This is a genomic window from Allokutzneria oryzae (assembly GCF_042429765.1).
Classification (GTDB): domain Bacteria; phylum Actinomycetota; class Actinomycetes; order Mycobacteriales; family Pseudonocardiaceae; genus Allokutzneria; species Allokutzneria oryzae.
The window spans coordinates 233101-246018 of sequence record NZ_JBHLZU010000020.1 but is presented as its reverse complement, the minus strand read 5'-3'; the positions used below and the strand labels follow the sequence as shown (position 1 = coordinate 246018).

At 69.6% G+C, this 12918-nt stretch carries 10 protein-coding genes; 2 read left to right on the top strand and 8 right to left on the bottom strand.

The genetic code is table 11. The features are described from left to right. Positions 1-101 precede the first annotated feature (101 nt). From ACFFQA_RS25530 to ACFFQA_RS25510, 5 genes are all read right to left on the bottom strand, one after another. Positions 102-1877 (bottom strand): ABC transporter family substrate-binding protein, encoded by a 1776-nt coding sequence (locus tag ACFFQA_RS25530; RefSeq protein ID WP_377857201.1) that lies wholly within the window; start codon positions 1875-1877, stop codon positions 102-104. Between the two features lie 385 nt (positions 1878-2262). Further along, positions 2263-2517: a hypothetical protein gene (locus ACFFQA_RS25525; RefSeq protein WP_377857198.1), complete on the bottom strand. Its 255-nt coding sequence runs from the start codon at positions 2515-2517 to the stop codon at positions 2263-2265. 351 nt (positions 2518-2868) lie between these two features. Continuing rightward, a complete protein-coding gene (locus ACFFQA_RS25520) occupies positions 2869-4665 on the bottom strand; it encodes an ABC transporter family substrate-binding protein (protein WP_377857195.1) in 1797 nt (598 codons plus the stop codon). 238 nt (positions 4666-4903) lie between these two features. After that, positions 4904-6814: a translational GTPase TypA gene (gene typA / locus ACFFQA_RS25515; RefSeq protein ID WP_377857192.1), complete on the bottom strand. Its 1911-nt coding sequence runs from the start codon at positions 6812-6814 to the stop codon at positions 4904-4906. A 369-nt stretch (positions 6815-7183) separates the two neighbouring features. After that, positions 7184-7489 carry a YciI family protein gene (locus ACFFQA_RS25510; RefSeq protein ID WP_377857190.1) on the bottom strand — a complete coding sequence of 102 codons (306 nt, stop codon included), beginning with the start codon at positions 7487-7489 and terminating at the stop codon, positions 7184-7186. Between the two features lie 203 nt (positions 7490-7692). Here ACFFQA_RS25510 and trpS point away from each other — a divergent pair, with 203 nt between their 5' ends. Continuing rightward, complete coding sequence (trpS, locus tag ACFFQA_RS25505) at positions 7693-8709, top strand: tryptophan--tRNA ligase (RefSeq protein ID WP_377857187.1); 1017 nt, start codon at positions 7693-7695, stop codon at positions 8707-8709. Between the two features lie 9 nt (positions 8710-8718). On the opposite strand, the gene ACFFQA_RS25500 is transcribed toward trpS, so the two are convergent. The 3 genes from ACFFQA_RS25500 to ACFFQA_RS25490 all read right to left on the bottom strand — a co-directional run bounded on the left by ACFFQA_RS25500 (position 8719) and on the right by ACFFQA_RS25490 (position 11658). Next, the gene (locus tag ACFFQA_RS25500) at positions 8719-9420 is read right to left on the bottom strand and encodes a (deoxy)nucleoside triphosphate pyrophosphohydrolase (protein WP_377857184.1); all 702 of its coding nucleotides are present in this window, start codon (positions 9418-9420) and stop codon (positions 8719-8721) included. Between the two features lie 172 nt (positions 9421-9592). Beyond that, the gene (locus ACFFQA_RS25495) at positions 9593-10939 is read right to left on the bottom strand and encodes a sensor histidine kinase (RefSeq protein ID WP_377857181.1); all 1347 of its coding nucleotides are present in this window, start codon (positions 10937-10939) and stop codon (positions 9593-9595) included. Next, positions 10936-11658 carry a response regulator transcription factor gene (locus ACFFQA_RS25490; RefSeq protein WP_377857699.1) on the bottom strand — a complete coding sequence of 241 codons (723 nt, stop codon included), beginning with the start codon at positions 11656-11658 and terminating at the stop codon, positions 10936-10938. The genes ACFFQA_RS25495 and ACFFQA_RS25490 overlap by 4 nt, the downstream gene beginning before the upstream one ends. A gap of 143 nt (positions 11659-11801) precedes the next feature. Between ACFFQA_RS25490 and ACFFQA_RS25485 the strand changes: the two genes are divergently transcribed. Beyond that, positions 11802-12917, top strand: a complete 1116-nt coding sequence (locus ACFFQA_RS25485) for a LolA family protein (protein ID WP_377857178.1) — start codon at positions 11802-11804, stop codon at positions 12915-12917. Position 12918 lies beyond the last annotated feature (1 nt).

The following is a 12918-nucleotide window of genomic DNA, read 5'->3' as shown; positions in this document are numbered from 1 at the left end:
TGGCCGGTCCGTCAAAGCTTCGAATCCAAAGCGGGCCGGAACCAGGTGAAGTTCCGGCCCGCTTTGGTTTTTCACTTCTGTTCCACTGTGGAACGCGGAGGTCAGGAGACCTCCCACTCCCACGCGTTCCAGGTGGAGCCGTTGCGCGAGTGGTAGCCGACGTTGGTCACGTTGTCGTTGAACGCGATCAGGTTCGCCAGCGAGAACAGCGGCAGCGAGGCGTAGTCCTCGGCCATCGCCTTGTCGGCCTTCTGCAGCGCGGCGTCGCGGACGGCCTCGTCGAACTCGGTGTCGACCTTCGGCATCTCGGTGTCGACGGTCGCGTTCGAGTAACCCTGCCAGTTCTGGCCGCCGCCGGTCACGTAGATCGGCTTCTTCTCCGCCTTGAACGGCGAACCGACCCACGCGAACAGCGCGACGTCGTAGTCGCTGTTGCTGACCCGCTCGTCGAGGAAGTTCGGGTCGGTGTCGTCCTCGATCTGGATACCGGCCTGGCGGCAGGAGGACTGGATCAGCTCAACGGTCTGCTTGCGGCGCGGGATGTCGGTGTGGCTGATCTTGAAGGAGGCCTTCTGGCCGCCCTTCGCGTAGATGCCGTCCGCACCCTTGGCCCACCCAGCGGCCTCCAGGGTCTTGCCCGCCTTCGCCGGGTCCGCGGGCATGACCGCGGAGAAGTCGTCCTTGTAACCGGACTCCTCAGCCATGAACAGCAGGCTGCCCAGCGGCTTCGCGGACGGGTCGACGCCCTTGACCAGCTTGTCGACGATCTCGTTGCGGTTGACGCACTCCGCGAACGCCTGACGGAACGCCTTGTCCTGGAACAGCGGGCGCTTGAAGTTCAGGTCCAGGTGCTCGAAGGTCGCACCCGCCTTGGCGGAGTACTTCACGCCCTGGGAGGACAGCTCACGGAGCTGACCGGCCAGCACCGGCTCGGCCTGCGGGGCGATGATCTGCATCTCGCCGTTCTGCAGCGCCTGCTTCTGCGCGGTCGGGTCGGCGATGCTCTTCATCGTGATGGCCTCGGGACCACCCGGGTTGCCTGCCCACTTGTCGTTGCGCACGAAGCGGACGTACTGGCCCTGCTGCCAGGAGTCGAACTTGTACGGGCCCGACGCCGGCATGATCTCCTTCTTGAACCCGTTCCAGCCGGTGTTCCAGAAGTTGGCGACCTTCTCCACCTCGGGGGAGGTCGGGGTCACCTTGGTGATGTCCGCGACGCCGGTCTCCTTCTCCAGGATGTGCGCCGGGAGCATCGAAGCCTTGTCGAAGATGCCCTTGTAGTCCGCGTAGGGCTGGCTGTAGGTGGTGACGAAGGTCAGGTCGTCCTTGCACTCAGCGGAGATGTACTCGTAGCCGCTGGTGCCGGCCGGGGTGAAGTAGGTGGACTTGCCGTCCGGCTTCTTCGCCTTACCGCTCTGCGACAGCCACGCCAGGTAGAAGTCGTCGCAGTCCCAGGCGGCGCCGTCGGACCACTGCACGCCCTTCTTGATCTTGTACGTGATGACCTGCGGATTCTTCGAGGTCTCCTCGACGGCGTCCATCACATCGCCGTTCAGCAGAACCTTGTTGTTGATGTCGACGAAGAAGGGCTCCGTCAGGATCAGGTTCGCGATCAGCGTGTTGTTGAAGTTGTTGCCGTCGGCGGTCTGGTTGTTGTACGTCGTGTACGGGGCATCGTGACCGACAACGACTTCCTTGCCCGACTTCACCTTGGGCGCCTTGTAGATGCCGTCCGGCTGCGAACCCTTGGCAGCCGTCAGGACACCTCCGCCCTCGGAGCCGTTGCTGTCGGTACCGCCACCTCCGCCGCAGGCGCTCAGCGTGAGGACCCCAACGGTCAGCACGGCGAACGCGGAGACGGCCTTCGATCTCCTCATGGACACGAGCCCTCCTAGCGCTGGGACAGGCACGGGCGATCGGGCCCCGCCGACCCATCATCAAAGGACGCGCCTTCTCACTGCCCTCGACCGGCGCGTCGGATTGCACGCTAGGAACCCTGTCAGCGACGGTCATCATCCGCCCGCCGATCGTGACCAAAGGGTGACTCGTTAACGACAGAGGGTGACCAGTCGGTTACCGAACGGCAGAGTTCGTTTTCCGAACGGTAACTTACACAGATTTTCCATCGTCAGTACGTAACTTTCAACTGGCCAACCACCCGTTCGAACGACACTTCACGACACGTATGGCCGAAAGTTGGCTCTCTAGGTAGACGGACGGTCACGGTGGCCGCGCGCCACCGGGGGTAGGCGGCCTAACCGGTCAAACCGCGGGCAAGTCCATAGCCGAGAACAGAGCGTGAGCTTCACCGAGGCCCCTCGCCCCGTCGCCGCCCCCGCGAACCGTGCCAGGGACGAGGAGCGAACGGGCCAGTTCGAGCCGCTGCCCGAAGCCGCGGTTCAGCTCAACCGCCTCCTGCGCCCGGAGCAGCGCGGCGTCGTCCTCCCCGAGGGCGAGGTGCGCCTTGAGCTGGGGCACGCCGAGCCGCCGAAGGCCGATCGAACAACGGACGTGCACGATCGCCTCCTCGGGCGGCAGTGGTTCGCCCTGCCCGAAACCGCGAGTGTCCGTCCACAAAGGACGAGCTGGGCTGGTCAGGTGGCAACTTTCGCGCTGTGTCGCAAGGGGTGTGACGGCACATCGGCCAGGAGGTCACCGCGCCACAGTTCGAGCGACGCGGCTTCGCGATGCCCCCGTTCCGCTTCATGGAGTCCTAGGGGCGCAGGCCGATCAGCTCGTCCACCGGCACAACCCTGTTGGGACGCAACAGGAGTGCGGCCAGGAGCACCCGCTGCTTACCGGGACGAAATGGTACGTCCGTCCCGTCGACCACCACACGCAGTGGGCCGAGGACGCCGAAGTGGGCAGTCACTTCGTGGGCGTGGGTGTGGGAGGCGGGGGGCTGCTGGAGGAGGTGCGTTCCGTGGCGACGCGCTTCCAGTCCGACGCGCCGACGAACGGGCCGGCCAGCGGTGGGCCCGCGGTCACTCCCGTCACCTCCGGACGGGCCACCAGGGTGTCGCTGAGCTGGAACAACGGGATCGAGATCGCCTGCTGCCAGAGCGCGGCCTCGATCCCGGGCAGCGCGTCGGCGAGCGGCATCGAGCCGGTCAGCGCGCCGTCGATCACCGGTTGCAGCGCGCGGTCGCAGAAGCTCGCCGGGTTCGGCCGACCTGCCGGGATGCTGGTGCTGTCGGCGCTGTCGGTCTCGGTCCAACAGCCGTAGTTCGAGGCCAGCACCGTCGCCGGGTCGTCGCCGAAGACCTGCGGGACCACCGCGATGTCCACGCCGCTGTCCACCGGCACGCCGGGCTGCGGCGTCACGGGCGAGAGCATGTCGCCGTAGAGCTGGTCACCGACCGAGGTGACCACGCGGGCCGGGATCGACGCCCCCGCGAGCTGGCGCTGCAGCTGGTGGGCGACGGTCACGTACGGCTCGTTGTCGGCGGGTGCCGCGATGATCAGGTTGAGCTGCTGGCCGTTGCGCATCCACGCCCCGGCCTGCTGGGTGTAGCCGGCCTCGACCATCAGCCGCTCCACGGTCGCGAGGTCGGGCTTGCCGCTGCCGGGGATGCCTGCGGGCATGGTGGGCCGGTAACCGCTCTGCGAGGGCGCGTAGACGTGGGCGTCCGCGCGCAGCTGGGCGGACGGGCCGTTGCCGGTTCCCGCCGTGATCAGCGCGTCGCGATCGACGGCCGCGGCGACGGCGGCGCGGACCCTGGAGTCGGCGAGGCGGGCGCTCGCGGGACGCAGCAGCAGCTGGACCACGGTGGGCCGCGGCACCGTGGTCAGCGAGACCGTCTTGCCGAGCTCGTTGAGCGACTCCATCGCGATCTGGTCCGGGCGCAGCAGCGACACCTGGTCGTTCCCGCTGCGCAGCGCGGAGACCAGGCCGTTGTGGTCGCTCTTGCGCAGCACGATGCGGTCCAGCACGGCGGGCTGGTCCCAGTAGCGGTCGTTGCGCTCCAGGATGACCTCGCCGCGGTCGACGTCCACGCTCTTGAGGGTGAACGGGCCACCGGAGGCCGGGAAGCTGTCCTCCATCGCGCCGACCCAGCCGCCGGGGGCGTCCTTGAGCAGGTGCGCGGGCAGCAGGTTGGTGAACAGGGACCGCCAGCCCGGGTAGGGCTTGCGGAAGGTGACCTCGACCGTCTTGCCGCTGTCGCGGGAGGCCACACCGGAGATCAGCCGGTAGCCGGCGGCGTTGGCCACGCCGGGCGCGGTGCGCATCTGCTGCCAGAGGTAGTCGAAGTCCTCGGCGGCGATGGGCGCGCCGTCGGACCAGGAGGCGTCGCGGCGCAGCGTGTAGCTGACGGTGAACGGCTCGGCCTTGACGACCTGGGCGGAGCTGGCGATCGTGCGGTCGAGGACCGGGGCGCCGTCCGGGCCGGGCCGGTGCACCGAGGGCAGCAGCAGCGCGCCCAGCGTGGTGGTCAGCGCGGACTGGTCGGCGAGGGTGTGCGGGTTGAAGCCGCGGTGCAGGGTGTCGATGCCGACCACGACCTCGGTGAGGTTCGGCGGCTTGGACGGTGTGACGCTCGGGGTGGTGGTGACCAGTTGCGGCGGCGGCAGGTTGGTGCACGCGGTCGCCCCGGTGAGAGCCGCGCACAGCAAGGCGAGCAGCCGCCTCGGTCTACCGGGCCGCTTGTCCCCTGACGAGCCCACGCAGCACACCTCCCATGGCTAGTGTCATGAATCGGCACCACCGTGACCATGTCGGAGCCATGTCGGAAGGACACGAGGTTGCCAGACGGGGCTCCGGGCGTCGTCGGCGGCACCCCAGTTCCCACCGGGGCGCGCGCCCCTGTCCTTCCTGACGTGCCACCCGGTTCCGGGTTGCCTCAAACATGATCTTGAACGCGAAAAGGCCCCACCGGGGTCACCCGGTGGGGCCGTCGCACGGTCAGTTCATCCGCTTGGCGCGGGCGCGCTCCCGGCCGCGCAGGTGCGAGTCCAGCACCAGCTTGCGCACCCGGACCACGCTCGGCGCGACCTCGACGCACTCGTCGGAGGCGCAGAACTCCAACGCCTCCTCCAGCGAGAGCTTGCGCGGGCGGGCCAGCGTCTCCATCACGTCGGCGGAGGACTGCCGCATGTTGGTCAGCTTCTTCTCCCGGCAGACGTTGACGTCCAGGTCCTCCGAGCGCGGGTTCTCGCCGACGACCATGCCCTCGTAGGCGTCCGCGCCGGGCTCGACGAAGAAGGTGCCCCGGTCGGCCAGCTGGATCATCGCGTAGGCGGTGATCGCGCCGGTGCGGTCGGCGACCAGCGAGCCGGTGTGCCGGGCGCGGATCTCGCCGGCCCACGGGAAGTAGCCCTCGAAGACGTGGTTGGCGATGCCGGTGCCGCGGGTCTCGGTGAGGAACTCGGTGCGGAAGCCGATCAGGCCGCGGGCCGGGATGACGTACTCCAGCCGGATGCGGCCGGTGCCGTGCCCGCCCATGGTCTCCATCTGGCCCTTGCGGTTGGCCATCAGCTGGGTGATCGCGCCCAGGTGCTCCTCGGGGGAGTCGATGGTCAGCCGCTCGAACGGCTCGCAGAGCTTGCCGTCGATGGTCTTGGTGACCACCTGCGGCTTGCCGACGGTGAGCTCGAAGCCCTCCCGGCGCATGGTCTCCACCAGGATGGCCAGCGCCAGCTCGCCGCGGCCCTGCACCTCCCAGGTGTCGGGGCGCTCGGTGGGCAGCACGCGCACGCTGACGTTGCCGACCAGCTCGGAGTCCAGGCGGGACTTGACCATGCGGGCGGTCAGCTTGCTGCCGCCGTTGCGACCGGCCAGCGGCGAGGTGTTCACACCGATGGTCATGGAGATCGCGGGCTCGTCCACGGTGATCCGGGGCAGCGGGCGCGGGTCGTCGAGGTCGGCGAGGGTGTCGCCGATGGTGATGTCCGGGATTCCAGCGATCGCCACCAGGTCACCGGCGATGGCCTCCTCGGCGGGCACCCGCTCCAGGGCGTCGGTGATCAGCAGCTCGGTGATCTTGACGCGCTGGGTGGAGCCGTCCTCGCGGCACCAGGTGACCTGCTGGCCCTTCTGGATGCGGCCGGCGTGCACGCGGCACAGCGCGATGCGGCCGAGGAAGCTGGAGGCGTCGAGGTTGGTGACGAGCGCCTGGAGCGGGGCGTCCACGTCGGCCTTGGGCGCGGGGACGTACTCCAGCAGGACCTTGAACAGCTCGTCCAGGTTCTCCGCGTCCGGCAGGCCGCCGTCGGCGGGCTGGGTCAGCGAGGCAAGGCCCGCGCGAGCCGAGGCGTAGATGACCGGCAGGTCCAGGATCGCGGCCTGGTCGACCTCGATGCCCGCCGCGTCCAGGTCGGTCGCCAGCTCCAGCAGCAGGTCGTGGGTCTCCTCGACGACCTCGGCGATGCGGGCGTCCGGGCGGTCGACCTTGTTGACCACCAGCACGACCGGCAGGCCGGCGGCGAGGGTCTTGCGGAGCACGAAGCGGGTCTGCGGCAGCGGGCCCTCGGAGGCGTCAACCAGCAGCACGACGCCGTCGACCATGGACAGGCCGCGCTCGACCTCGCCGCCGAAGTCGGCGTGGCCGGGGGTGTCGACGACGTTGATGGTCACCGGGCCGTCCGGGGTCTCCCGGCGCACCGCGGTGTTCTTCGCGAGGATGGTGATGCCCTTCTCGCGCTCCAGCTCTCCGGAGTCCATGACCCGGTCGACCAGCTCGGCGCGGGCGGAGAAGGCGCCCGACTGCCGCAGCATGGCGTCGACGAGGGTGGTCTTGCCGTGGTCGACGTGCGCCACGATCGCGACGTTGCGCAGGTCAGTTCTGGTGCGTTCGGTCGTCGGTGCGGTGGGCACGCGGGAACTCCTTGAGTGGTGATGCCAGGGGGCGGCCACCGGCTCCTACGCGCACGTGACCCACATGGAGGATAGCCCGTGACGGGGCGTGCTCCCGACCGCCCTACAAGATCAGGCAAGCCTAACCTATCCTACCCTCTGTCCGTCCGATGACGAGGGGAGGTGGGCGCGTGGGCAAAGGGAAAACAAAGAAGAAGTGCTGCCGCTCGAAACCTCGATGCAAGCGTTGCCCAGTCCTCGCCTTATTGAAGGCCAAAGAGAAGGCAAAGAAGAAAAAGAAAGATTAAAGGGTTTCCCGCCGGCCGCCGTGAGTCGTCCTCTCCGCACAACCGGCGGGACACACAAGACCTCGATGGGGTGAATAACGAGCTAGGACGCCTCGCCGAGCGCCTCGTTGTAGGCGAGCATCCCGTTCTCGGTCCTGGTGCAGCTGAACTCCACGACCTGGTAGCGCGCCATCCTGCGCAGCACCAAGGGATCCCTGGCCAGGACGGCGTCGAGCTTGCCCCGGGCCATCGGCCGCGCGATGACCACTCGCCCCTCCCCTCCCGGCCGCTTGCCGGAAGCGAGGAAATAGCCCGATTCGTACTGTTTGTTCAGCCATGCCGTGTGCTCTGCCAGAAGGTAGTCGATCTCGTCGATGGGGGCGGTGTAGGTGAGCAGCGCTATATACATGACGCAAACGATAGGACTACCCGATCATCGGGTCGAGAATTGATCGTGATAGAATCTGAAAGTATGCGCATTCTTAATCTTTGGTGGCCGCCTTCTCGGCGGCCATAAGGATTTAGTGCGCATTCCCGACACTTCGGCCGCCGCGAGAGCGGCCTTCGCTGTGTCGAGGGTCTCCTCGCGGCCCACCCCACGAGGAGCTCGCAGTGACTGATCTCTCCAGGTCCGTCGTCCCCGGAACCGGGTTCTCCGGGACGAGGCTCTCCGGCATCAAGACCAGCGGGCCCGCACACCTGGGCAACTACCTCGGAGCGGTGCGGCGGTGGGCGGGCGACCAGCGGCCGGACGACGTCTTCCTGGTCGCCGACCTGCACGGCATGACCTCGACGCACAACCCGCACCGGCTGCGCCAGTACGCGCGCCAGGCGTTCGCCCTGCTCATAGCCTCCGGCGTGGACCCGGAGCGGGCCGTGGTGTTCGTGCAGTCCGACCTCGTCCGCGAGCACGGGGCGCTGACCTGGGTGCTGGAGTGCACGTGCACCTACGGCGAGGCGAAACGGATGATCCAGTTCAAGGAGAAGTCCCGCGGCCAGGACTCGGTGCGGCTCGGCCTGCTGACCTACCCGGTGCTGCAGGCCGCGGACATCCTGCTCTACGGGGCGGACCGGGTGCCGGTCGGCGAGGACCAGCGCGAGCACGTCGAGCTGGCCAGAGCCCTCGCGAACCGGTTCAACGGCGCTTACGGCGAGGTGTTCGTGGTGCCGGAGGGCGTGCTGCCCAAGGTGGGCGCGCGCATCAAGGACCTGTCGGAGCCCACCCGCACGATGGCGAAGTCCTCCGGGGAGACCCCCGGGGTGGTGTTCGTGCTGGACTCGCCGGACCTGGTCCGGCGGAAGGTGCTGCGCGCGGTGACCGATGAGCTCGACACGGTCCGCTACGCCCCGAAGGAGCAGCCAGGGGTGTCGAACCTGCTGGAGATCCTGGGCGCGTGCACGGGGGTGAGCCCGCGTGAGATCGGCGCGGACATCACCGGGTACGAGCAGCTGAGGTCGACCGTCGCCGATGCGGTGGTCGAGCTGCTGCGCCCGGTGCGCGAGCGGATGACCGAGCTGCTCGACGATCCGGCGGAGCTCGACCGCCTGCGTGCCCTCGGCGCGCACCGCGCCCGCGAACGCGCCACGCCCCGCCTCGAAGCCGCGCTCAAGGTCGTCGGCCTGGGCTGACGCGGGACCTCAGTGCGCTCCAGACAGGAGCGCCCTGAGGTCGTCGAGCAGGGCCACGTCCGGGTCGAGCCAGTCCAGCTCGGCCAGGCGCTCCACGGGAACCCATTGCACCGCAAGGTGTTCCAGCGCTTCGGGCGTCTCGTCGGGATCGGTCAGCGTCGCGGCGTAGGACCGCATCAGGTACCCCCTGGGCAGTGGGACGTCCGGCCCGATGCGCTCACCGACGGTGATCCGCACTCCCAGCTCCTCGACGCACTCGCGGGCGAGGGCCTGCGTGTCGGACTCCCCCGCCTCGACCCGGCCACCGGGAAGTTCCCAGCGTCCCGCGAGGTGTTCGGGGAACGAACGCTGCTGCGCCAGCAAATGTCCTTTGTGGACAACAGCGGCGGCGACGACCACCGGGGCCGAGCCGAACCGGGCGACGCGGTCGCGCACCGCTGCCACCCGACCACCGAGCAGACGCAGCACGAAACGCCTCAGCAGCACCACATCCGCCGCTGTGCCGAGCACTCCCCACGACGAGACCCACCGCACTGAGTCCGTGACCAGCGTGCCCGCTCCGGTCTCCGCCAACGTGATCTCGTGTCCGAGCTCCCGCACGGTCTGACCGGGGCCGGCCAGCTCGGACGACAGGCCGGTGTTGTCCGCACGGGTCACCTTGGTGCGGACCGGGACCCGTACTCCCGGCAGGAGCGGGACCTCGAAGCTCACTTCATCTCCTGCGCACAGGAGGTCGCCGCGCGCGGTGGTTGTGGCGCGCGCCCTCACTGCGGCCGCGCTGGCACGCACGACGGCGACATCGCGAACGGCGGCGGCGACAGTGCGGACCGGCGCGTCGACGAGCAGTGTTGATCTGAGAACCGGCACGCCAGATCTTGGCACGTCAGGGCTTGGGACTGGTGTTCCACCGGATCTCCAGACGAGCGCCGCCCTCAGGAGAGGCGCCCGCTCGCACGCTGCCTTCGCGCCGGTGCACGACATCGGCCACCATGGCCAGCCCCAGACCCGCGCCGCCGGTGTCCCGGTCGCGTGCGCCGTGCACGCGGTAGAAGCGGTCGAACACGCGCTCGCGGTGCTCCGGCGGGATTCCCTCGCCGTCGTCGTCGACCACGAGCCGTCCCTGCCTGCCCGCGGGCAGCACCATCACGCGCACCTGGGTCCGCGCGTAGCGGCGGGCGTTGCGCAGCAGGTTGTCCAGGACGAGCTCGACCTCCTGTGTGGTCGCGTGCACCCACACCGGCACGAAGGTCTCCACGCGGACCATCGGACCGTTGTCCGGCTGGCGTAGGGCCACGTCGCGGGCGAGCTCGGTGAGCTCGACCGTGTCCGCGGGCGGGAGGGCGGCCGTGTCCGAGCGGGCGAGCTTCAGCAGGTGGTCGACGACCTCGGAGAGGCGCTCCGCCTCGATCGCGACCTCGCCGAGCACCTCCTGGGCCTCGTCGGGATCGGGGTAGGCGACGGCGACCTCGGCCTGGGCTCGGATCGAGGCGACCGGGGACCGCAGCTCGTGGGCCGCCGCGCCGCTGAACTGGCGCATCCGCTCCGCGGACTCGTCACGGCGGGCGAGCAGCCCGTTCAAGGCCTCGGCCAGGGCGCGCAGCTCGTCGTCGGCCTCGGGGAGCGGGAGCCGTTCGCCCGCGGGGAGGGCCTGAGCGGCCGACCGGAGCCGTTCGACCGGGCGCAGCGACCAGCGCACGGTGACCCACGCGGTGAACGCGACGGCGGCGGTGCCGAGCAGCGCCACCGGGACGAACCAGACGACGATGTCCTCGAAGAGCCGCAGGTAGTCACCGGCGTCGGCGCTGGCGAGGACCAGCCGCTGGGAACCGTCCGGGGCGCTGACCACGCTGGGCAGCCACCTGGTCGCGCCGTAGCCGCGGTAGACGGTCATGGGCTTGCCCGCGAGCAGCTGCCGCACCTCGGTGAGGTAGAGATCGACCTCGCCGACTCCGTCCAGCGGCTTGCCCGCGGTGTCCAGCACCCGGACCTGGACGCCGCCCTGCCTGGTCTCGGCGGGCCTGCCTTCGGCGACCGCGCTCGCCGCGGAGCGCAGCACGGAGTTGAGCTGGGTGTCCATCTGTTCGGTGAGCCCGCTGGTCAGGACCGAGGACATCACCTGGGCGAGCACCAGGAAGCCGCCGAGCGCCGCCGCCGCGGCGACCATGGTGATGCGCCCGCGCAGGCTGCGGCGGTGCCACCAGCGCGGGACCGCGTCGAAGGGTCGCCTCATCGGCCGCCGTTCATCCCGGAGTCCTCCTCGGCGGTCTCGTCGACGGCGAGGTAGCCGTGTCCCCGGACGGTCCGCACGATGTGACCGGCTCCGGCGGCGTCCAGTTTGCGGCGCAGGTAACCGACGTACACCTCGACGGCGTTGCGGGTGGCGGCCTGCTCGTCGCCCCAGACCGCGCGCAGCAGCTCGTCCTTGGCGACCACGGTGCCCGCGCGCCCGGCGAGCGCGGTCAGCAGCGCGTACTCCCTCGGGCTCAGCGGCACCGGAGCGCCGTCCCAGACCACCTCGCGGGCGGCCTGGTCGATCTCCAGTCTGCCCAGCCGCAGCCGTGACCTGCCCGAGGAGCCCTCGGCCGCGTTGCGCCGCAGCAGCGCGCGGACCTGGGCGACGAGCACCACGAAGGAGAAGGGCTTGACGATGTAGCCGTCGGCCCCGAGGTCCAGCCCGTCGGCCTGGTCGACCTCGCCGTCCTTGGCGGAGATCATCAGCACCGGCGTGCCGACGCCCTCGTTGCGCAGGTGCTGGAGCACGCGGTAGCCGGACAGCCCCGGCAGCATGATGTCCAGCAGGATGAGGTCGAACGCGCCGGTCAGCGCCGCACGCAGGCCCCCTGGGCCGTCCTCGGCGGTGACCACGTCCATGCCCTCCGCCCGCAGGCCCCGCTGGAGGGCCCTGCGCACGCCGACCTCGTCGTCCACTACGAGCACCCGTGGCTTCACGTGCACAGCATGCCGGTAGCTGAGAGTCTTGTGGTTCACCTCTCAGCGCTCTCTCAGTTCGCGGGGGCGGTCTCAGTCCAGTCTCAGGGTGGGACGTGCACTGTCGTCACCACGGAGGGAAACCGTCCGAGGAGGAGACGAACATGGATCGGAAGAAGGCCACAGTCGCCGCGGCCACCGCCGGTGCGATCGCCGGCGCGGTCGGGCTGACCGTGCTGGCCATGCCTACTGGTGCGGGCGCCGCACCCGTGCTGCCGCCGGTCAACCCGGAGCAGCTGGTGCAGTCGGTGCTCAGCCAGAAGGAGATTCCGGCGCTGGGGGGCACCGTCGAGGGCAAGACCAACCTCGGTATTCCCGCCATCCCGAACCTGCCGCAGGAGCTGAGCGGGGTGTCGGCTCGGGTCTGGTCCGACGGCACCGGCAAGGTGCGGGTGGCCAGCAGCCAGGCCGGCGGCGAGAAGATCGCCGTCAACGACGGCACGACCGCGTGGACCTGGGACTCGTCCACCAAGGTCGCGACGAAGCACACCTACGACAAGGACGCGGCGCCGAAGGGCAAGCCGGAGGAGCTGAGCGATCCCGCGTCGGCCGCCAAGAAGATCATCGACCTGGTGCGGCCCAGCAGCAGCATCTCGGTGGACGGCACGGCGAGCGTCGCGGGCCGCGACGCCTACGAGCTGGTGCTGGCGCCCGCCCCGTCCGAGCGCACCCTGCTGCGTGAGGTCCGGGTCGCGGTGGACGCCGAGAAGCGGCTGCCGCTGCGGGTGGTCGTGCTGGCCAACGGCTCCAGCGAGCCGGTGGCGCAGATCGGCTTCACCAAGCTCGACATCGGCGCCCAGGACCCGAAGCTGTTCACCTTCACCCCGCCCGCCGGCGCGAAGGTCGAGGACAGCGCGAGCAAGCTCAAGGAGTTCGAGAGCAAGCACCGCGAGGAGATCGAGAAGCACCAGAAGCCCGGCTCCTCGCCCAAGCCGATGGAGACCGACCGGGTCAAGGTCGTCGGCGACGGCTGGGACACCACCGTCGTCGGCCGCCTGCCCAAGCTGGACGAGCTGCCGAAGTCCGGTGAGAAGGGCGCCGCGGTGCAGAACCCGCTCGACATGGTCAAGCAGTTCGGCACCAAGGTCGAGGGCCCGTGGGGCAAGGGCTACCTGATCACCACCAAGGTCGGCACCGGCCTGCTCACCGAGGACGGCCGCTTCGCCGCGGGCGCCGTGCCGTCCCAGGTGCTCGTCGAGGCGATCGGCACCGTGAAGTGAC

Excerpts from the sequence above, each read along its gene's own strand:
- ACFFQA_RS25530 (WP_377857201.1), bottom strand. The coding sequence starts at position 1,877 with ATGAGGAGATCGAAGGCCGTCTCCGCGTTCGCCGTGCTGACCGTTGGG.
- ACFFQA_RS25510 (WP_377857190.1), bottom strand. The coding sequence starts at position 7,489 with ATGTATATAGCGCTGCTCACCTACACCGCCCCCATCGACGAGATCGAC.
- ACFFQA_RS25495 (WP_377857181.1), bottom strand. The coding sequence starts at position 10,939 with ATGAGGCGACCCTTCGACGCGGTCCCGCGCTGGTGGCACCGCCGCAGC.
- ACFFQA_RS25485 (WP_377857178.1), top strand. The coding sequence starts at position 11,802 with ATGGATCGGAAGAAGGCCACAGTCGCCGCGGCCACCGCCGGTGCGATC.